This is a genomic window from Prosthecobacter debontii, from assembly GCF_900167535.1.
Lineage (GTDB): Bacteria > Verrucomicrobiota > Verrucomicrobiia > Verrucomicrobiales > Verrucomicrobiaceae > Prosthecobacter > Prosthecobacter debontii.
Window position 1 is genome coordinate 166,764 of the sequence record NZ_FUYE01000007.1, and the last position, 21,077, is coordinate 187,840.

A 21,077-nucleotide genomic window follows, 5' to 3' on the forward strand; every position below is an offset into this window, starting at 1 on the left:
ACAGGGCTGTCGGACAAGATTTAGGATGGATCGGACACGCGTCCGGTTTAAAGCCAGCGACCCTTTCGCTTCACGGCCCGGTGGAGAGGTAAGAGGGCCTGATACGCATTTCCAAACAGATGGTCTGAAACGATCCTCTGACAGGGGGCTTTGCTGCACCGCTACACAGTTCCCGGGGCCGTTCGACCATCCATTGGAAATAGGTCTGCACAACCCGCCTCTTCCAGAGCACCGAAGGTGCAGCATTCCTCAGCCTGGGGTAAAACCCCAGGACCCGCCAAACGCATGCGATTCGGTTTACGAGGAGCCCCGTAAGGGCGGCACTCGACGCTGGATCAAGATGTTGCGGTGTCGGGTCTCGCCCTTTCAGGGCTTGATGTGATTCAATGACGCACGTGGCGGGTGATTCCCAGGGGGGTCACCCTGGGCTAAGGAATCCCGCGCGCTTGGCGCTGGAGGTCATTTGAATCGTCATCTCGTAACGGTGGGTATCACCAGCCCAAAACAGGTGGAAAAGTCGTTCTGCGCCTTGCAGCCCCCGCGCTGCGGTTTAGAAAAGGGGCATGCCCACGCCGGAGATCAATATCCACCACATCGCCAAACTATCCCGCCTCGCCCTGACCGAGGAGGAGGCGACGCATTTCACGGCTCAGCTTTCCCAGATCCTGGGTCACATCGACCAGCTCAGCAGCTACCCCCTGGACGCTGAGCCCAGCTCTCACGCGATGCCTGTGTTCGATGTGGTTCGCCCCGATGTTGCCCGCCCTGGATTCACTCAAGACGAAGCCCTGGCCAACGCCCCGCGCCGAGCCATGGACCAGTTCCAGATTCCCAAGGTCCTGGAGTAAAGTCGGTGTTCAGTATCCAGTCATCGGTGTTCAGTGAACAGTTTCTGAAGCCGTTATGTCGCTGAATATGGATCCTGAAAACTGACCCCTGAAAACCGATTACTGATCACTGCATCCTTTCCCATGTCCCTCGCTTCCTCCACCATCGCGGCCCTACGCCAGCGGCTCGTTGCCAAAGAAATCACCCCGCGTGACATCGTTCTGGATGTCGCCCAGGCGATCGAGGCAAAGAATCCAGCCCTCGGGGCCTACCTGTCCTGGGATGTGGAAAAGGCGCTGAAGGAAGCCGACCAGGCCGATCTTTCCCAGCCGCTCGGCGGCATCCCGATTGGCATCAAGGATAACATGAACGTGCTCGGTGAGCCCTGCACCTGTGGCTCCAAAATGCTGTCTAACTATGTGGCCCCCTACGACGCTGGTGCGATCCAGAAAATGCGTGCTGGGGGAGCCGTTCCCTTGGGCCGCCTGAACATGGATGAGTTCGCCATGGGCTCCTCCACGGAGAACTCCGCCCTCGGCGTCACGCGCAACCCGGTGGACCTGGATCGCATCCCAGGGGGCTCCAGTGGCGGCAGCGCTGCCGCAGTGGCCGGGCAAATCGCCATTGCGACGCTGGGTTCCGATACCGGCGGCTCCATCCGCCAGCCTGCCGCGCTGTGCGGTTGCGTGGGGCTGAAGCCGACCTACGGGCGCATCTCCCGTTTCGGTCTGGTCGCCTTCGCTTCCTCGCTGGATCAGATCGGCCCCATCACAAAGACGGTGGAAGACGCCGCCCTGCTGCTCAATCACCTCTGTGGGAAAGACCTGCGCGACTCCACCTCTCTGGATGTCGAAGTGCCGGATTTCTCCGCGGCTCTGGGTCAGGACATCAAGGGCCTACGCATCGGTCTACCCAAAGAGTATTTCATCAGCGGTATCCACGCCGGGGTTTCGGCCAGCGTCAAAGCTGCCATTCAAAAACTGGAATCCCTGGGCGCTATCCCCGTGGAAATCAGCCTGCCGCATACCGATGTCGGCGTGAGCACCTATTACATCCTCGCCCCTGCCGAGGCCTCGGCCAACCTCGCCCGTTTCGACGGCGTGCGTTACGGCCACCGCAGCACCGAGGCGAAGGACCTCATGGAGCACTACATGATGACCCGTGAAGAGGGCTTCGGCGCCGAGGTGAAACGACGCATTTTGTTAGGCACGTATGTGCTCAGCAGCGGTTATTACGATGCTTATTACATCAAGGCCCAACGCGCCCGCACTCTCATCCGGCAAGACTTTGAAAAAGCCTTCCAGCAGGTGGATGTGATCGTCAGCCCCACCAGCCCGACCCCCGCCCACAAGCTAGGCGCTCTGAAAGACAACCCGCTGGCCGCTTATCTGGAAGACATCTTCACCATCCCGGTGAACCTCGCCGGTCTGCCTGGCATCAGCGTGCCCTGCGGCACCGTGCAGGAAGACGGCAAGAGCCTGCCCGTGGGCCTCCAGATCATCGGCAAGCCCCTGGACGAAGTCACCGTCCTGCGTGTGGCGGATGCTTTTGAAAAGGCTTAACGAGCGAGCGAATGACGCCACGCTCGCAGGAGTGTAGCGTCTCGGACCTCAAGACCATCCCACCGATTCATCTGCGGCCAGGAGTGGCCGCATCACTTCTTGGAGAATTCCTTGTCGAGCGCGTCGAGGTATCTGGAGATGGCATCCGTGCGCTCTGGCAGCTCATTTTGGATGGTCTCGGGCAGCTTCAGATAATCCTCGAACAGACCCGACATGGCAGGGGTGTCATTCGCCTCGTGCAGGTCCAGGAGATCACGGATGGCATTGCTTTTGGTTAGGGCCTCTTGAGCACGTGCTCGCATGGTTTTGAGACGGGCATCCATGCCCTTGGTCTTGCCTTTATTGAGATCCTCTAACACCTGGATGTAATCGACCACGATAGGCCGGAAAAGCACCGCTGCACGTGTTTGCAACGCCCCCAGGGCATTCACATTGCGCTGGATGATGCTCGGGAAATCCTTGCGCTTGATCACGGCGGCGTAGTCCTCAATGGGAATCTCTGCCGCCACGGTGGTTTCGTTCTTGGGCGAGGACTTCGGGGCCGGGGCCGGTGTGGGTTTGGGCTTCGGACTTGGACGCGGGGCGGGTTCGTCGGGGATGCTGGGCGGAGCCTCAGGCATGGGGGCCTCTTCTGGGCCGGTGGCCTCGGTGGATTCCTTTTTATCGCCACTGAAGAGATGCAAGCCCAGGAAGGAACGCTTGGCCTTCTCCGGCTTCGCTTCTCCCCCTTCCTCCTCAGGGGCAGGCATGGCTTCCTCCGCAGGAGCCGGAGGTGCAGGTGCTGGGGCTTCTTTGGTCTTCTTTGGCTCGGCCTTGGGCTCGGGTTCAGGTTTTTTCGGCGCTTCCGGTTCGGCGGGATCTGACTCGGGTTTCTTTTTGCCAAACAGGCCGAAGAAACGTTTTTTCTCCGAGGCCTTCTCTTCGGCCTCGACCGCTACTTCCTGATAAACCATGGCGATCAGAGGCGTGCCTGCCCGGAGCTGAGCTTCGATGGACGGCGACTCCCGAGACAAGGCCACTTCTTGAGCCGGAGCCTCGGCGGTGTCATGGGCAGACGCATCCGCTGGAGGGGCTTCTTTCTCTTTCTCCTTCTCCTTTTTACCGCCCCGAAACCAGTTCATGGGATTGAGGTTGGAGGGTTTCTTTTCGGCTTCCGGCTCGCTCGGGGTAGGCTCGGGCGCCGGTGTGGGCTTGGCGGCAGCTGCGGGTTTGGCCGGAGCTTTCGGTTCCGGTTTGGGCTGCGGTTTGACTTTTTCCTCAGTTTCTGGAACGGCTGCGGGCGCTGGAGCCGCAGCTTCTTTCTTGCCCTCGCCAAACCAACGATTCAGCAGCGGTGCGGGCTCTTTTTTCGTGGCGACCGGCATCTCAGGCGGCAGATCACTTGCTACGGGAGGCAGCGACTCTTCCTGAGCGGCGGGAGGCATGGCACTTTCCGCTTCGGCCTTCGCGGCAGCTTCGATGGCTTCGGTGATGGCCTCATCGCTGGATTTTTGCTTGGCAAAGGGATTGAGCCGCCCCAAGAAACCACGTTTTTCCTCGGATGGGCTTGCCATCAAGGGAGTGGGGTCGGCCGGTTTCTCTTCCGATTTGGCCTCACGGGTGGTCGAAAGTGCGACAGGAGTAGGTGCAGGGGCGGGTGCAGCGGGCGAGGATGTGGGTTCTGGCTTCCGCACCACCGGGGTGTGCCGAGAGGTCTGTGGGAGCTCGCTCGGCTTCGCCTGAAAACGGAGGATCAGCGCATCCTCCAGAGCGGCCAGGGTATCCTCAGGGCTGAGCGGCTCTGCAACCCCAGGGCTGGCCAGGGTGGCCAATTGCAGCGCCCACCATTTGTTCAGGCTGGCATCGCTGGCGGCAAAGTTGGGGAACCACTGATTGAGCAGCTCCCGCTCCGTGCGGGGATCGGTGGCCAGCGCGTTGAGAAACTTGCCCATGCGCAGACCGCCCTCCGGCTGATCCAGCAGAGCGAGCACCAGAGCGCAGCAAGACGTTTGGTAAATGGTGCGGGAGAGCGCATCCTCAATGGCCGAAGCAGGAGCCTCGATGATGTCCTCGATGCCAAAGATTTTACCACTCTTGAAGATGGCGGCAAACAGCGCACTCGGCCGGGCGCGCTGACGGTATTCCCCAGCTTCCAAGACGCCTAAAAACAACCAATCGGGCAGCAGCAGGGACCGCTTCGTGGCGATCTCTTTTTGATCCCGCAGGATGCGCTCGGCCAACAAGGCCCGCACGAGTTCCTTGCGCAGGTCCTCGGGCCGCAGATCTGGCCGCATGCTCACATTCACCTGGATGTGAAAGCCCCCATGAGAGAGCTGGGAGATCGTCGTGGAGACGGGTTTATCCGCCTTGCGCGCCGTCTCACCGGAGGTGACCAGCACCACGATGGGCAAGACCCAAGGCTGCTTATCTTTGAGGAGATCCCGCAGGTCTTTCGCGATGTCTTCGCACTTGCTGGACAGGGCGCTGCGGATGGTCAGATCATCCCCATGAATGATGAATTGCCCGGTGCTGCTGGTGGAGGAGCCGGGCTTGGCGGCCGCCATCGGCACTGCGGGCACGGCTTTCGTCTCCCCAGCCAGGGGCATGGCGGGGGCACCCTCTGTGGGCGTGGCCATGCTTGGAGGCGGCAGGCTGGGCTGGGCTTGCAATTGCCCCGGCAGCGGCGGCGGCAGCGGCAGCACGGGGCCTCCTGCTGGCAGGCCAGGGGCTGCTGGGGGCGGAATCACACCGACAGGGGGCAGCACAGCTTCCTGGGCGCGAAGGCTGGCGATAGAGACAAAAAGGGCGGTAGCAAAGGCAACTGCGCGAAACATGCAGGCGAAATATTACGGAAAGCGGGGATCAATGACCAGCTTATCCTGAGCGAGTTGGATCTGGTTCATTTGAAAAAGAGCCTGGATCTCCTCTTTTAACACATCAGCCAGCTTTTCCAAAGCCGGACTCAGGGGGCGTAACATGCCCCGGGGCACCACCAAGTGACCATAACTGCCCCCGACGACCTCGACCCGAAAAACATCCTCGAGGCGTCGAATGCGGAAATCCACCGTCGCCGTGCTGGTATGTCCCTGCACATCCCACACCAAGGTGGCGTGAGCCAGATCAGGCTCCAGCTCGAAGGCCAGCCGCTCGAATTTCACCCACCGATCTGCCGGTGGGGTCATCTTGGCCGTGAGCACCTTGGCGAGGTGCCGATTCAACTCCCCCTCACTGATCTCAAAGATGGCGGAGCGCTTGATGGCGGCCTGCTTCAGATCATCCACAAACTCCCGCACTCGCGGCCCCGGTTTTGGAGCTTCCAGCGGAGCCACTGCCACCGGGCGGTGCGCCACCCAGGCAGCACCCGCCAGAGCGCTGAGCGCTAAAAGCAGCAGGACATGGAAGATAAATTTCACAGGCCCTGCATGATGCATCAAAAAGGGGGGCTTGGGCAAGTCCTATGACAGCCGCTTGGGCAGCCCATCCGCAAAAGCGAGAATTCTCCCTCCGCGCAGGCACTCCGCTGTGTGAAACCACAAGGGCCATCCGTTCCCTGCCGGATGCCATGCCGCCCGTTTACTTTTCGTTCCTTGAGCTTAGGGGCTCTGAGTCTCCTGCTTCTGGCGACCTCCACACATGCCGCCGAGCTGGACCCCGCCCCCGAGGGCAGTTTCACCCTCGTGGTGATCCCCGACACCCAAGGCTATCTGGGACAAGGCACCAAGAAAACACCCGACAGCACCGAGCCCGTCAGCAACCCGGTTTTCACCCGCCACGTGAAGTGGATCACGGATCATCTGGCCGATCAACGCATCGCCTTCGTCTCCCACGTGGGGGACATCGTGGATAAAAGCAACGCTAACGAATGGGGCATCGCGCGCCAGTGTCTGGACGTGCTGCATGGCAACGTCCCCTACAGCGTCACGGTGGGAAACCATGACATGAAGGGCAGTGGCGACTCGTCCCTGTTTCAGAAGTCTTTTGGCGCAGAGCGTTTCCGTGATTTCGCCTGGTATGGCGGTTGTTTCGAACCCGCACGGCCGACGCCGGAGCTGTCCGGCAACAATGCCAACAGCTACCAGCTATTCAGCGCGGGCGGGCTGGACTTCATCCACCTCAGCCTGGAGTGCAATGCACCGGATGACGTCCTGGCCTGGGCCGATGCACTGCTGACGAAGCATGCCTCGCGTCGTGCCCTCATCACCACCCACATGGATCTCGGTGTGCTGGAGCATCCAAAGACGGCAGAGGGCTTTGTCAAAGATCCCAAGGGCCGCATGAACTGGACGAAAAACCACGGTTCACGGGGCAATACCGCCGTGCAGATGTGGGACAAGCTGTATCGCAAACACGCCAATCTGGGCTTCATCTTCTGCGGTGACCAGAGCCGCTGCACCGCCCTGAAGCTGGATAGCAAGGGCGATCACGGCAACACCGTGCATGCCCTGCTCTCTGACTACACCTCCTCAGGGCCCCTCCGGCTCTATCGATTCCTACCGTGGGAGGATCGCGTGCAGGTCATCACCTATGACACCACCCTGAATGAACTGACCGAAACCACGGAGTATGTGAAAGCCCGTGAAGAGCATCAGTTTAGCCTGCCCTACGCCATGCGGCCTTGAGCTCACCTCTCGATCACAAACCCGCGCAGGCCGGTCATCGCGGGGATCGTCGTGACCTCGCGTTCTTTGATGAGAGATCCGAGGTTGCTTTCATCGATGGCGGCCAAGAAGGCTTCCAGTTCATCCGCATCGTAGGACATGACCTGGAGCTGCACCCGCCCATCGGGGAGGTTTTTCACCGTTCCCGTGACCTCATAACCGGAGGCAATTTGCTTCGTGCTGTAGCGGAAACCCACCCCCTGCACGCGACCCGAGTAGAGAACTTGTTTGGCAATCATGGAGCCGAGGGCTTTTGAGGATTGAGCGTCGAGCGCATGGCCTCCGCGAAGTCCGGTGTCGCGGCATCCAGCAAGAGCACTCCCTGACCGTTGCGGTTGAGCAGGAGCCGCACGTGGCGCTCCGGTGTATCCAGCACCAGTTCGGCTGGCGTATCCGTCGCGGCCTTCACATCATACCGCTGCAGCAGCCAGTTCCGCATGGCCTTGAAAAACAGGCCCGCCTGCTCAGGGGAGAGCCACATCGTCTGCCATGCGGCATGGTCCCGCTTATGATCCGGAGAAGCATAGGTTAACAGCCGGTCGGCCTGCCAGCCACGAGCCGCCTGCCCGGCGTCCTCATCACTGTTGTAGGTGCGGAGGGCGGTGTAGATGGCGAAACGCCCCAGACTATCATCCCAATAAGGCGCGTGATCCTGCACGGTGACATTGCCCATGTCAGGTCGGGTCGAGGGGAGCGCGCTGTTATCCAGATATCGCTCCGCCTCGATGATCTCCGCACAGCTTTGCGGCGGACGCGAGTAGGCGGCATTGAGCTGGGCAAAACTGCCAGCACTATGGAGCGTTTGAGCAAATTCAAACCCCGGGCGGAAAGGAAACATGGCCAGCTCGCGAACGAAGACCGGTGCCTGCACCTGATTCAAAGGATGATCAGGATCTTCCGAGGGTAAATCGCTCGCCGGTGAGGCCGCAGGGTTTTGCAAGCTGAACAAAAAGCGTGTCAAACCCGCATCCCCCGCCAGCAAACACTCCCGAGCGAGGCGCTCATCCGTCGTCAAGGGAACCTTTCCCGCCTCGGGGAAGAGTGTGCCCCCGAACTCCCGCAGCAACTGGCCGAAGGCGATGGCCAGCGGTCGATCCGGCGGCGGCATGCCCGGCGTGGAGTCCTGATCCGCCACCATCAAGGTGCCGCTGGCCTGATCATACCAGCCGCCGAGTTGACGCGCCCACAGTGCCGCCTTGACGGGGAGAAGGTCCACGGGTTTATCGATCCAGCCCAGGGCCGTCAGTGCCAGACCAAAGCGCGGCCCCTCCTCATTCGGTTGCTTCTGGCGCATCCAGGTCAGGATCGCTTGCTCCACTTCACTTTGGGTCACGCCCGCCGTCGGCACGGGCAGGGATTGGATCTGGCGGAATTTCATCAGCTCGATGCCCATGCCGACGAAATCCGGCGGCTCCTCCTCCTCGGCCACCCCCACTGCGGGCTCCATCTTGGGCACACCTTTCATGCCTAGCGTGCCCAGTTTCTGCATGAGTTGAGAGTTCTCATCCTGTAGGGCACCCACCTGGCCCTGGAGATACTCCACTTGGCCTTCCAGCAGTTTGATCTGAGCGAGCAGATCGCTGCTTTCGCCCGCGTCAGTCCCAGAGACAGCGCTGAGCATCCCCGGCTCCACGGTTGTGATTTCTGTTTTTGCGGCCGCTGTCGCAGGAGGCACAGGCTTGCTGCGTGAGAAAAATAGGCCCGAACCCGCCCCTGCAGCGACGAGAATCACCAGAATAACAGCGGGGGAGGGTTGGGACATGCAGGACGATAAACTCCGTTCAACGGGTAGGAAACGAATAAACCGACAACTTAGCCGCGAGCGATTGCTCGGTCGAGCCTTGAGGCTCAATAAATCTCCGGTTCCGGCACGCCTTCGGGATGATGTTGGAGGAAGTCAAAGTCGGCTCCTTCATTCGCCTGCGTGACATGATCCACGAAAAGCTTGGCATAGCCGCGCTGATAACGCGGGGGCGCAGGTTTCCACTCCGTCGCACGGCGAGCCAGCTCTTCCTCGCTGACATGCAGGTGCAACTTCCGGTTAGGCACATCCAGTTCGATGAGATCTCCTGTTTTCACTAGGGCTAAGGGACCACCCACAGCACTCTCAGGAGCGATGTGCAGGACGCAGGCTCCGTAGCTGGTGCCGCTCATGCGGCAGTCGGAGAGACGGACCATGTCGCGGATGCCCTGCATGATGAGTTTTTTCGGAATCGGGAGCTGCCCCCACTCCGGCATGCCTGGAGCGCCTACGGGACCGGCGTTGCGCAGAATCAACACGGTGTCCTTGGTCACATCCAAGTCCATGTTATCAATCTGAGCCTTCATCTCGGGATAGCTATCGAAGACCAGTGCGGGACCGGTATGCTGGCAGAGTTCGGGAGTGGCTGCGGCGTGTTTGATGACGGCTCCGTCGGGGCAGAGGTTTCCACGCAGGATGGCGGTGCCACCATCGGGTTGAATCGGGTTCTCAGGAGTGCGGATGACATCAGGCTGATAGATCTCACAGCCCTCCACATTCTCGCCCAGTGTCTTGCCGGTGATGGTGAGCACATCGGTATGCAGCAGTTCACGCATACCATTGAGCAGAGCGCGGAGTCCCCCAGCGACAAAGAACTCATCCATCAGGTATTTGCCTGCGGGACGCATATTGGCCAGCAGCGGGATGCGACGGCTGATTTCATCAAACTTCTCCAGGGGTAGTTTGATGCCCAAGCGACCTGCCATGGCGACGAGGTGCACGATCGCATTCGTGCTGCCTCCCAGAGCCATGTCCACCGCGATGGCGTTTTCAAACGAACGCTCGGTCACAAGGGTCGAAGGCTTCAGGTCTAACCAAACATTCTCAACAATTTGACGCCCTGCCGCTGCCGCCATACGCACATGGGCGCTGTCCACCGCGGGCACGGAGGAGGCACCAGGGATGACCAAACCGAGGGTTTCCGCAAGAGCCGTCAGCGTGGAGGCTGTGCCCATGGTCATGCAGTGACCAGGACTGCGGGCAATGCCATCTTCGATCTCGCACCACTGCTCCCAGCTCAGATTGCCTGCGCGCTTTTCATCCCAATATTTCCAGACATCGCTGCCTGACCCGAGGGTCTCCCCACGCCAGTTGCCTTTGATCATGGGACCGCACGGCATGTAGATCACGGGGATGTCCATGCTGAAGGCACCCATGAGAAGACCCGGTGTGGACTTATCACATCCACCCAGCAGCACAGCGCCGTCCAGAGGATTGCCACGCAGCACTTCTTCCGTCTCCATGGCCAGAAGATTGCGATGGAACATGGCGGTCGGCTTGGTCAGCATTTCACCGGCTGATAGCACGGGGATCTCCATCGGGTGGCCACCGGCTTGGAGGATGCCTCGGCGCACCCCGTCTGCCGTCAGCTTCAGGTGCATGTGACAGGAGTTCTGCTCTGACCAAGTATTGAGGATACCGATGATCGGTTTACCCACATAGTCTTCAGCCCCCCAGCCGGCCTGTTTGGCGCGTGAACGATGGCCAAAGGAGCGCAGTTCATCCCGGCCATACCAGCGCCAGGAACGGAGTTCTTCAGGGGTCTTGCGAGTGGGGGTGGTCATGTGAAAGACGGATGATGACGACATTGAGGCAAAATGCCAGAACACATGCTCGAAAGTTCTGAGTTTCCGTGCATCGCGCCTGAAATGCCCCTCTGAGGGGACCACCTTTTAAAGTTCGAGCGAAGCCTCGGTCAAGGGAGGATAAACTCCCTCATTTTGAAACCCTAACCCATCCATCCTATGAAATCTATTCTTGCCTGCATCACGGCTGGTTTTCTGATGATTACCGGTGTCAATGCCCAGACCACGACCACCACCGTGACAACCAGTAGTGGCACCATCACTCAATACACCCCCGGAAGCACCTTCATCGTGAAAGAAACTTCCGGTCCTGTCACCTACACTTATGGAGACCAGGTGGTTTACGCAACCAGCAGCGGTGTCGTTTTGACCCCTGAGCAGGTGCAAACCCGCATCCGTGTGGGCATCCCTGTGAACGTGGAATATGCCCCAGTGGGTGAAACCCGCGTGATCAAACGCGTGATCGTCGAGGAAGACGACGATGATGATGATGACGATAACTAAACTCGGTGTTTATCAGCTTAAGAGCCTGAGAAAGCATTCACTTCCACAGCGGTGTGCCTAGCGACTAGGCACACCGCTTTTTGTTTCCTCGGAATGGCTTGAGAAGATGGAAAGCGAAAGATCAGGGAAAACCGGCAGTTAAAAGGGCTTTCCTGATGAAACCTGCCCTACCTTTGCGCCTCGCCATGGCATTGATGGCCTTCGTCTCTTGTTTTCACATACCCATGACCGCACTGGAAGCGGCCGAAGCCAAGCGCCCGAATATCCTTTTCATTTTGGTGGATGATCAGTCGCCGTTTGATCTCAAGATTTACAATCCCGATTCTCCGTTGCAGACCCCGAACCTGGATAAGCTAGCGGACTCAGGCATGGTTTTCACGGGAGCTTATCACATGGGCTCCTTCAGTGGCGCCGTCTGCACACCTTCACGTCACATGATCATGAGCGGGCGCACGGTTTGGCATTTGCCCATCGCGCCATGGGGTAGCAAGACCTGCCCTCCCGAATTGGAGCAGCAGACGATCCCTGCTGTTTTTAACCGGGCAGGTTATGCCACCATGCGCACTTGCAAGATGGGGAACAGCTACGAAGCGGCTAACAAACTATTCACCGTGCGTCATGATGCCATCAAACGAGGTGGCGACGAAGAAAGCGGCAGCGGCTGGCATGGTCAGCAGGTCTTGAACTACCTCGCTGAGCGCGAGACGACCAAAGAGACGAAGCCCTTCCTGATCTATTACGGCTTTTCCCACCCGCATGACACGCGTGATGGCCGCCCCGAATTGCTCGCCAAGTATGGAGCCGTCAATCACACCGATCCGAATAGTGTTCCCTCCCTCCATTCCATTCAGCCGAAGCTGCCTCTCAACTACCTCTCGGCTCATCCTTTCGATACCACTCACTCCGACGTGCGTGATGAGGTGGATGTCAGTGGTGTTTGGAGGCATCGGGATGAGGCCAGCATACGCAACGAGATCGGTCGCGAGTATGCTTGTTCGGAGAACATTGATATCCAGGTGGGTCTTGTGTTGAAGAAGCTGGAGCAAATGGGTGAACTGGATAACACCTACATCATCTACACCGCCGATCATGGCATCGCCATTGGGCACCACGGTCTGATGGGGAAACAAAACCTCTACCAACACACCTGGCGTGTCCCCTTCATTGTCAAAGGACCCGGCATCAAGGCAGGGAGTCGCACGGAAGGGAACATCTACCTGCTCGATATCCTAGCCACTCTCTGCGACATGGCTGGCATCACACCTCCTGAAACCAATGAAGGCCTCAGCTTTAAGCCCGTGCTGACGGGGGAAAAAGACATAGTCCGTGATGTCCTCTACGGCGCTTACTCCGGTGGCAGCAAGCCCGGCATGCGCACGGTGAAGAAGGGAGATTGGAAGCTGATCCAATACGAAGCTCCCGATCGTTCGGTGAACGAGACGCAGCTTTTCAATCTCAAGGAAAATCCAGAAGAGTTGCTGCTTCAGCATCGTGACACTGAGATTGCTCAATTATCGGGTGTCCACCCAACTCCTGCCCAAACGAATCTGGCCAACGACCCCGCTTACGCAGAGAAACGGGTCGAGATGGAGGCGGTGCTACTCGCCGAAATGCGCCGTCTCGATGACCCTTACCGCTTTTCCAATCAGCCGAGCGACAACCTGCCTGAACCTCCCAAACCCGCTGCGAAAGGCGGTAAGGGAAAGAACAAGAAAAAGCAGCCCTGATCTCTCCTTCCTGCCCTTGATCTTCCCCTCCTGCACGAGATGACAGGAGGGGATAAAACCCGCTTCCGTATGATGAACATTCGTTTTCTCCTCACCAGTCTGGTTCTGGTCTGCTCTTCCGTGATTGCCCAAGATAGCGAGGGCTTTAGCGAGCTCTTTAACGGGCGTGATCTCACGGGATGGGAGGGGGATCCCCAGCTATGGTCTGTGAAAGACGGGCTTGTCACGGGTGAGTGCAGGGGTCCAGAAAGCCCCTCCGCCAACACCTTTTTGATCTGGCGGGGTGGTCAGGTGAAGAACTTTGAGTTGCGAGCCACGGTGCGGGTCATCGGTGACAACAACTCAGGCATTCAATACCGCAGCCGCCCTCTGCCTGAAGCGGGTCCCTGGGGTATCACCGGCTATCAGTGTGATATTCACCCCGCGACTGAACACACCGGCATGACCTACGAGGAGAAAGGGCGGGGTATCTTTGGGCTCAATGGCAAAGACATCGTTCTGGATGGCGAAGGTAATCGCTGGCAAGTGGCTGAGCGCGAGCCTGTGAAAGTGGATGTATCCCAATGGAATGAATACACCATCATCGCCGAAGGAAATCATTTGACCCATAAGATCAATGGTCAGATCACCTCACAACTCACCGACTGCGATGAAGCTCACCGCGCTTTGGAAGGCTTGCTCGCCATTCAGCTCCATCACGGCAATGCCAACACCGTTCAGATCAAGGACCTGCGTCTGAAGGTTCTCGGGGAGGCTCCCTTGACGGCTTTCGATCCATCTCTTTTACCCTCAGGAGCCCAGAAAGTGGCTCGCCCAGGCACCAAGAACCCTCAAGGGCTGGGGCCTGCCGCACCGAAGTAAAAATAACCTCCCGCCTGCTGCAAATTCATGAAACTCAGATATCATATTTCATCCTTTCTGTTAGGCTCGCTGTTAGCGATTCACCTCTCGGTGTCTGCCGCTCAGCCTAACATCATCTTGCTCATGGGCGATGATCACGGATGGGAAGAAACGGGTTACAACGGGCACCCCCATGTGAAGACCCCTGTGCTGGATGAAATGGCCGCCACCGGTTTGCGCATGGATCGTTTTTATGCCGCCCATCCCAGTTGCTCGCCCACTCGCGCCAGCTTCCTCACGGGGCGGCATCCTAACCGCATGGGCACGTTTGCCCCAGGCTGGTCTTTCCGTCCGGAGGAGATCACCGTTGCCAGCATCCTGTCGAAGGCGGGGTATCGCTGCGGACACTTTGGCAAATGGCATGTGGGCACCGTCAAAGCAGGTTCCCCCGTCAATCCGGGAGCCATGGGTTTCGATGAATGGCTCGCGCACGACAATTTCTTCGAAATGAATCCCTCACTGTCTCGCAATGGTGGTCCTCCAGAGGTTTTCAAAGGAGAGAGCTCGGAGATTCTGATTCAGGAAACCATCCGTTTCATTGATGCCACTCATGACAAGGGGAAGCCCTTCTTCACCATCGTCTGGTTCGGCTCTCCACATGAGCCCTATAGCGGGCTACCGGAGGACCTCGCGCTCTACGACGATCTGCCAGCGAAATATAAAAAGAAGGTCAAACTGACCTCCAACGAGACCGGAGGTCCGGTCACACGCCCACAGGGCGAAGTGTTGCGCGAACGCTACGCTGAGATCACCGCGATGGATCGAGCCATCGGTCAACTGCGCAAACATCTGGCTCAGACTGGCCTGCGTGAGGATACCCTATTATTCTACTGCGGGGACAATGGCACATCAGCGGACTCCGCTCTGGGTGAACCTCACCGCGGCGTCAAAGGTCAAGTCTATGAGGGAGGCACCTTGGTCCCGGGTGTGATCGAGTGGCCCGCTCGCATTCCCCAGCCACGCTCCACACCGGTGCGAGCCTGCACGAGTGACCTGCTGCCGACCCTTTGCGCTCTGACTGGTCAGCCTCTGCCAAACCGGCCGCTCGATGGCATTGATCTCTCGCCTCTTCTCGAGGGCAAGATGACTCAGCGGCCGAGTCCACTCTGCTTCTGGGACTATCCTTCAGCCAGACTGAAAGGCCTGGATTTGAAGCCTTGGATCGCACCTGAACTCCAACAAGGCACCACCCCGCTCGTCAAAAAATCCGAGGGCAAAGCCACGCGCGATTTCACCAACTTCCATCACCCAGCGATCACGGATGTGGATTACACCGGGGCTCGATCCATCATTGAGGGTTCTTGGAAGCTGGTGATCCACGACGGTAAGAACGGCAAGGCCAAGGAAGAGCTCTTTGACCTGGAATCCGATCCTGGTGAGAAAACCAATCTTCTCTCCAAACAACCCGACATTGCCAAAAAGCTCCAGGGAGAACTGCACAACTGGCAGGACAGCGTGCTTCATAGCCTGACGGGAGCCGATTACCAAAAATAACAGCCCACTTTGCCTCTTATTTATGAAACGCCTCGCCTTGCTCTGCCTTCTCTCGCCAGGTCTGCTTGCCGCCGCCGATGTACCTGCTGAACCGATCACCGAGAAAGGAACAGTGATTGCCTCCGATGACTTCGAGCGCACGGATTTGGGGGAGTGGAAGGTCGTTATTCCAACTTTCACCGTCGAAAACGGCGTGCTCAAAGGCGTGCAAACCCGGGCGGATCATGGCTCCGTAGGGCGCCTCTATCGCCCCATGAAGGATGTTGTCGTCGAGTTCAAATTTAAGCTCGATGGCTCCACCACCTTCAACGCGGTTTTTGACGACCAGAAGTTCAAAGGTTCCCATGCCGGTCATATCTGCCGCGTCGCTTTCACGCCTAAACAGCTTCGCCTCGGCGATGATAAAGAGGGAGTGATGCGCAATGACATCTATGAAATGCGCAAGGATCCCGCGCAAAAAGCGGAAGCAGAGAAGCTCCTCGTTGGGCGGGGTAGTTCGGCCAAGGTCGACCTCAAACAAGGGCAATGGTATCAGGTCAGTCTCGAACTTGTGGGAGATCGGCTGCGTGTCTCCCTGGATGGTCAACCCACGATTTATCTCCAATCACCGGGGTTGGCCCACGAAACCAAATCCAGCTTCCATTTCACCGTCAATGGCCCCGGGGTGCTGTTTGATGACGTGAAAATCTGGGAGGCAAAGTGACCGGCGTTCGAGCTTCGGCACGGCTCATGATTGATTGCGGCCCGGAGAGACGTATTTTCTCTACCCCCTCTTAACCTGGCCCTGCCCATGCTTCACCGGATGCCCCCTTCCGTTCCTGTTTCCGTCGTCACTCTGTTCACGGCGTCGCTTGTCACTGTTCAAGCGGCACCCGAGTGGAAGACGGTGCAGCCCGTCGTCGCCGAAATGTGCTACGACTGCCACAATGGCAAAAAGACCAAGGGTGGGGTGGACTTGGAGAGGTTGGATGCCAATCCCTCGGTGGAAGCGGAATATGCGCTCTGGGAAAAGGTCAAGGACGTGGTCGCCAAGGGGGAGATGCCCCCAGAGGATGAAACGCAACTTTCGGATCAGGAAAGAAAGGAGTTCGTCACGTGGGCCACTCAGGCGCTCGACAAGGTCGCCACCGCCAATGCCGGTGATCCAGGCCCCGTCACTCTACGTCGCCTAACCAATGCCGAGTATGACTACACCGTCCGCGATTTGACCGGTAACGATTACGGTCTGGGCAAGGAGTTCCAGCCCGATGGAGGTGGTGGTGAGGGCTTTGCCAATACAGGGGATACGCTTTTTGTTAACCCAGCCCAGCTCGATAAGTATCTGGCTGCCGCCCGTAAGTTGGCAGATCACGCCACGATCCTCCCCGGCAGTGGAGTCACTTTTCACCCACAGCGCGTGGGCATGCGCGGCAAAGACCAAGTGAAGGGACAGGCCCAACAAGCCTTGTATGTCTGGTATCAGAAGATGTCAGGCCCCCACCTCCCCAGCTATGACCGGGAACTGCATGAGGCGGACTACATGCTGGCCTGCTGGAAGTGGAAGCATAAAGACCTGACGGGAGCGCAGTCTCTGGAACAACTGGCCAAGGAAGCCAAGCTCTCCGAGGCCTTCCTGAATAACTGGTGGAACATGCTGAATGACACCAAGATGCAATCTCGCTACTTGGACCTCACCAAGATCCCCTGGCGCAATCTGCCACCACCGGATGCGGCTAAACCGAAGGAAGTGCCCGCTAAAGTCTTGGCCGAGTTGAAGGCCATTGAAGAGCAGCGCCATTCTTGGAACCACCCTGAAAAACCTGGCAGTGGCGTCCAGCGTCGCCAACAGGATGCGGACGGCATTCGCACTTATGGAGTCAGCCGAGTGCCCACCCAGGGTCACAAGGAGTTCCACGTCGTTCTGGGAGACATCGGCGATGGTAATGGTGGCGACTACGTGCAGTTCAGCAGCCTGACCTTTCGCAGAAAGGGCAAGAACTACGAATACGCGCCCTTCATGCGCCAGCAGCGTGATGCGGATCGGAAGCTGCTCAAGGACATCGAAGCCGGTAAACCTGCTCCCAAGGACATCACTGCGGATCTGCTGAAAAAGCGTATCGATCAGGCTGATAAGGCTCTATCCCACTTCGGTAAAGATCCACTGGGCAAAGGCATTCCTGAAAACACCCTTGCCGCCAAGGCACCGATCATCATCACCCTGCCACTGCCTGAGGGCACCACCGAAGTCTTCGGCCCTGGACGCCTGGACATGCGCAGCCCCGAGGTGGACCTCGCAACTGTTCAATGGACCCTGGTGGTCGGCACACCGCCCAATCCGAAAGACATCATCCCCGGCGTGCTGACCGTGTGGAAACGCAATACCGATGCCCACCGCAAGACCATGGCCGACTTTGGCCGCATGAAGTCGGTCTTCCCCGACATGTATGAGCGCAGGCTTGAAGAGGTCGCTCGGAATTTCTACAGCAGCCGCCCCGGCCCTGGCGTCTATTATTTCAGCGATGAGCAGCTGCTCAAAATGGTGTCCGAGCAAGAAAAACGCCGCTGGGAACAAATGCGCACGGATTGGTCCTACGTCGCACCGGATAACCTCAAAAAAGAGCAACAGACCCAGTATGACGAACTGATGCGCCAGCATCTCCATCGTTTCGCCAGCCAAGCCTGGAGACGCCCCACGACTGAGCAAGAGCGGACGAAGCTTTCCAAACTCTATCAGGATGGCCTCGCCAAAGACTTGGACCGCGAATCTGCGGCTCGTGAGGTGGTCACACTCATCCTCGTTTCCCCGAACTTCCTCTACAAATCCGAGTTTGGCACCCTCGCGGCAGCCCCTGCACCGGCCAAGCCTAAACCTGCCGCCGCCGCTCCAGCCAAACAGCCCGCCAAGCCTCAAACCGTTGCACAGACGGCCAAGGTTGAAAAACCCACGCCCGCTCAGCCTGCACATCCGGCCCCTACTCAGCCTGCCGCGGCTCCAACCTCTCCGAATGCGGAGAAACAGCAAATCGCCGAAGCTGCCCGCACGGAAGTGCCGCTGAATGCCTGGGAACTGGCCTCCCGACTCAGTTACTTCCTATGGTCCTCCCAGCCGGATTGGCAACTCCGCAAGGCAGCCACCGATGGGGCCTTGCTCAAGCCGGAAGTGCTGACGGCCCAAGTCACCCGCATGCTGAAAGACCCGAAAGCCGAGGCTATGGCCAAGGAATTCGCGGGGCAGTGGTTGGAGTTCAAGGGCTTCGAGAAACACGCGGCGGTGGATGACAAGAAGTTCCCTCAATTCACCCCCGAACTCCGCCGAGATCTGGATCGCGAAACCACCTTGTTTTTCACCCACATCATCCGTCAGGATCGTCCCGTTCAAGAGATCGTGGGGGCCAACTACACCTTCCTCAATGAAAGACTCGCTCAGCACTATGGCGTGCCTGGAGTGAAAGGTGAAGAGTTCCGTCTGGTTCAGGTGAAGGATCATCACCGTGGCGGGTTGCTCGGCCAAGGCAGCCTGCTCACCAAGACCTCCCGCAGTCACCGCACCAGCCCCGTGCTGCGTGGTAACTGGCTGCTTCAGGCCGTGCTCGGCACCCCCGTCCCTCCACCGCCTGCCGATGTGCCGGAACTGAAAGAACACGGCGCGAAACCTGCCACTGTCCGCGAAATGCTGGAACAGCACCGGGCCTCTAAAGCTTGCTCGGGCTGCCATGACCGCATTGACCCGCTCGGCTTTGCGCTGGAAGGCTTCGATGCCATTGGCCGCTATCGTGAGAAGGATGACAGCGGCCTGCCTCTGGATACCTCCGGTCAGGTCAAAGGCGGGACTAAATTCGTCGGGTTCGAAGGTCTGCGCGACTATCTGGAAAGCCAGCAGGATCAGCTCAACCACCACTTCACCCGCAAGCTCATCGGTTATGCCCTGGGTCGCCAAGTACTGCCCACCGACAAGCTCCTGATGCAGAAAGTGAAGTCGGAGTTGGCTGCCCATGACGGCCACTTCTCCGCCGCTGTGCTGGCCGTGGTGCAAAGCCGCCAGTTTCTGAATAAGCGACTGTAGCGGGGCGATTTGGCCTGATCACTCGTGCGTTGCGCTGTATCTGCTGACAAAAAGAATCAAGGCATGCTCGTGATTCTAGACATCGCATCCTGGCCAGCCTGATGGATTGCCCGACGGAAATCGCCGGGGAGGCTGAGGTTGGAACCTATCAAATAATTCGATAAAACGGCTTTCTACTTCGTTACAGGGAACACTCATTCTCTGTCCATGCGGCATTTTCTTTTCTCTCTCGCTTTTATGTTCACGGCGGCGCTTTGTGCCGCCGACCGCCCCAACATGATCTTCATCATCGCCGATGATGTGAGCTGGGATGATCTGGGCTGCTACGGCAATACGGCCGCGCGCACGCCGAACCTCGACAAGCTCGCGGCTCATGGCCGCCGCTTTGACGAAGCCTATCTCACGGCCAGCAGTTGCAGCCCGAGCCGATCCAGCATCATCACGGGCCGTTACCCCCATAACAATGGTCGTGCTTCTGAACTGCACCAGCCCATTGCCGCGCATATCCCATGGTTCCCGCGTCTGCTCCGAGAGGCTGGTTACTACACGGCCTTGGTGGGTAAACATCACATGACTTCCGATCAGTCGGCCGAAGGTGAAAAGCCCCAGCCTGAGCCCTTTGATCTCGTGGATCCGGGCAATGAGCCCGGCAACAAAGGAGGACACGCCACCTGGGTCAAAACCCTCCACGAAAGACCGAAAGACAAACCTTTCTTCTTCTGGTTCGCGTCTCTGGATGCCCATCGGGATTGGGACGGTGACAAGGATTGGCAAGAAGGTCTGTATGGCCCCAAGCACGATCCAGCCACGGTCCGTGTGCCCCCTTTTCTCACGGATGATGCCGCCACACGCCAGGATCTAGCTTCCTACTACAACGAGATCACCCGCCTGGATTACTTCGTTGGCAAAGTCGTGGCCGAGTTGGAGAAACAAGGCGCGCTGGAGAACACACTCATCATCATGATGGCCGACAACGGACGCGCCTTCCCACGTGCCAAGACCCGCCTGCATGACTCTGGGATGAAGACGCCCTTCATCACCCATTGGCCTGCAGGTATCCAACAGCCGGGCACCCCCAGCCAAAGCCTGATCAGCGCCATTGATGTCGCTCCCACGCTTCTGGAGCTAGCCGGGGTCCCCGTGGCGCCGACGATGCAGGGCGTGAGTTTTGCACCGGTCTTCACGCATCCAAACGCCGAGGTACGCAAACATGCCTTCTCCGAGCACAACTGGCATGACTACTCCGCCCATGGGCGGTCCGTTCGTTCCGAAGGGTTTCTCTACATCCGCAACAACCGACCCAAAGAACCATGGCAAGGTCCTGCCGACTCCGTGCGCTCACCTTCCTACGAGCAACTGAAAGTCCTGCGGGATGAGGGCAAGCTTACCCCTGCTCAGGCTGATGTCTTCCTGGCTCCACGACCCCCTGAAGAACTGTATCGCTCCGATGCAGACGCCGATCAGCTCACCAACCTTGCCTCGGATCCGAACTACGCATCGGTCAAAGTCCGCCTCGCGAAGCTGCTCGACGATTGGACCGAGCAAACGGGCGACAGTGCACCTGCCGACATTTCTCGCGACATGTTTGACCGCGAGACCGGCGAGTCTCTCTACAAGCGCAAAGACAACTCCTACCGTGGCACCCCACCGGGCTGGGACCGCGACGCCTCACATGTGAATGCGCCGGGGCCGAGGTAAATGGGAATCCGCCCCTCTTACTCGCAGCTCAGACCGTCACTCCGCGAACTATAGAGTCCGAGAACAGTCAGCGGCGTAA

The 21,077-nt window shown here is 58.7% G+C and carries 15 protein-coding genes; 10 read left to right on the forward strand and 5 right to left on the reverse strand.

Translation table 11 applies throughout. The annotated features are described in order from the left end of the window. Nucleotides 1–563 precede the first annotated feature (563 nt). Together gatC and gatA are read left to right on the forward strand one after the other, a co-directional pair. Entirely contained in the window at nt 564–848 is a 285-nt protein-coding gene (gatC, locus tag B5D61_RS12175; RefSeq protein WP_078813672.1) for an Asp-tRNA(Asn)/Glu-tRNA(Gln) amidotransferase subunit GatC, read from the forward strand. 123 nt (nt 849–971) lie between these two features. After that, on the forward strand, nt 972–2,390 hold the full coding sequence (gene gatA / locus B5D61_RS12180) for an Asp-tRNA(Asn)/Glu-tRNA(Gln) amidotransferase subunit GatA (protein WP_078813673.1): 1,419 nt from the start codon (nt 972–974) through the stop codon (nt 2,388–2,390). 92 nt (nt 2,391–2,482) lie between these two features. Here the strand turns inward: gatA and B5D61_RS12185 are convergent, their stop codons facing one another. Together B5D61_RS12185 and B5D61_RS12190 are read right to left on the reverse strand one after the other, a co-directional pair. After that, nucleotides 2,483–5,203 (reverse strand): hypothetical protein, encoded by a 2,721-nt coding sequence (locus tag B5D61_RS12185; RefSeq protein WP_078813674.1) that lies wholly within the window; start codon nt 5,201–5,203, stop codon nt 2,483–2,485. A gap of 12 nt (nt 5,204–5,215) precedes the next feature. Next, on the reverse strand, nt 5,216–5,782 hold the full coding sequence (locus B5D61_RS12190; protein WP_139373227.1) for a hypothetical protein: 567 nt from the start codon (nt 5,780–5,782) through the stop codon (nt 5,216–5,218). Nucleotides 5,783–5,926: 144 nt separating this feature from the next. On the opposite strand from B5D61_RS12190, the gene B5D61_RS12195 reads away from it, so the two are divergent. Then, on the forward strand, nt 5,927–6,988 hold the full coding sequence (locus tag B5D61_RS12195; RefSeq protein ID WP_078813676.1) for a metallophosphoesterase: 1,062 nt from the start codon (nt 5,927–5,929) through the stop codon (nt 6,986–6,988). A gap of 2 nt (nt 6,989–6,990) precedes the next feature. On the opposite strand, the gene B5D61_RS12200 is transcribed toward B5D61_RS12195, so the two are convergent. The 3 genes from B5D61_RS12200 to araD all read right to left on the reverse strand — a co-directional run bounded on the left by B5D61_RS12200 (nt 6,991) and on the right by araD (nt 10,612). Next, nucleotides 6,991–7,266 (reverse strand): acylphosphatase, encoded by a 276-nt coding sequence (locus B5D61_RS12200; protein WP_078813677.1) that lies wholly within the window; start codon nt 7,264–7,266, stop codon nt 6,991–6,993. Continuing rightward, a complete protein-coding gene (locus B5D61_RS12205; RefSeq protein ID WP_078813678.1) occupies nt 7,263–8,789 on the reverse strand; it encodes a hypothetical protein in 1,527 nt (508 codons plus the stop codon). Before B5D61_RS12205 ends, B5D61_RS12200 begins: the two co-directional genes overlap by 4 nt. Nucleotides 8,790–8,875: 86 nt before the next feature. Continuing rightward, the gene (araD, locus tag B5D61_RS12210) at nt 8,876–10,612 is read right to left on the reverse strand and encodes an L-arabinonate dehydratase (protein WP_078813679.1); all 1,737 of its coding nucleotides are present in this window, start codon (nt 10,610–10,612) and stop codon (nt 8,876–8,878) included. A 180-nt stretch (nt 10,613–10,792) separates the two neighbouring features. Between araD and B5D61_RS12215 the strand changes: the two genes are divergently transcribed. From B5D61_RS12215 to B5D61_RS12245, 7 genes are all read left to right on the forward strand, one after another. Next, nucleotides 10,793–11,137 carry a hypothetical protein gene (locus B5D61_RS12215; protein ID WP_078813680.1) on the forward strand — a complete coding sequence of 115 codons (345 nt, stop codon included), beginning with the start codon at nt 10,793–10,795 and terminating at the stop codon, nt 11,135–11,137. 224 nt (nt 11,138–11,361) lie between these two features. Further along, the gene (locus tag B5D61_RS12220; protein ID WP_217698969.1) at nt 11,362–12,864 is read left to right on the forward strand and encodes a sulfatase family protein; all 1,503 of its coding nucleotides are present in this window, start codon (nt 11,362–11,364) and stop codon (nt 12,862–12,864) included. 69 nt (nt 12,865–12,933) lie between these two features. Then, nucleotides 12,934–13,725 carry a 3-keto-disaccharide hydrolase gene (locus B5D61_RS12225; protein ID WP_176159388.1) on the forward strand — a complete coding sequence of 264 codons (792 nt, stop codon included), beginning with the start codon at nt 12,934–12,936 and terminating at the stop codon, nt 13,723–13,725. A 27-nt stretch (nt 13,726–13,752) separates the two neighbouring features. Beyond that, nucleotides 13,753–15,258: a sulfatase family protein gene (locus B5D61_RS12230; protein ID WP_078813683.1), complete on the forward strand. Its 1,506-nt coding sequence runs from the start codon at nt 13,753–13,755 to the stop codon at nt 15,256–15,258. A gap of 22 nt (nt 15,259–15,280) precedes the next feature. Further along, complete coding sequence (locus B5D61_RS12235; RefSeq protein WP_078813684.1) at nt 15,281–15,961, forward strand: 3-keto-alpha-glucoside-1,2-lyase-like domain-containing protein; 681 nt, start codon at nt 15,281–15,283, stop codon at nt 15,959–15,961. A 99-nt stretch (nt 15,962–16,060) separates the two neighbouring features. Beyond that, nucleotides 16,061–19,300 carry a DUF1592 domain-containing protein gene (locus B5D61_RS12240; protein WP_176159389.1) on the forward strand — a complete coding sequence of 1,080 codons (3,240 nt, stop codon included), beginning with the start codon at nt 16,061–16,063 and terminating at the stop codon, nt 19,298–19,300. Nucleotides 19,301–19,507: 207 nt separating this feature from the next. Next, a complete protein-coding gene (locus B5D61_RS12245) occupies nt 19,508–20,998 on the forward strand; it encodes a sulfatase family protein (RefSeq protein WP_078813686.1) in 1,491 nt (496 codons plus the stop codon). Nucleotides 20,999–21,077: the final 79 nt, after the last annotated feature.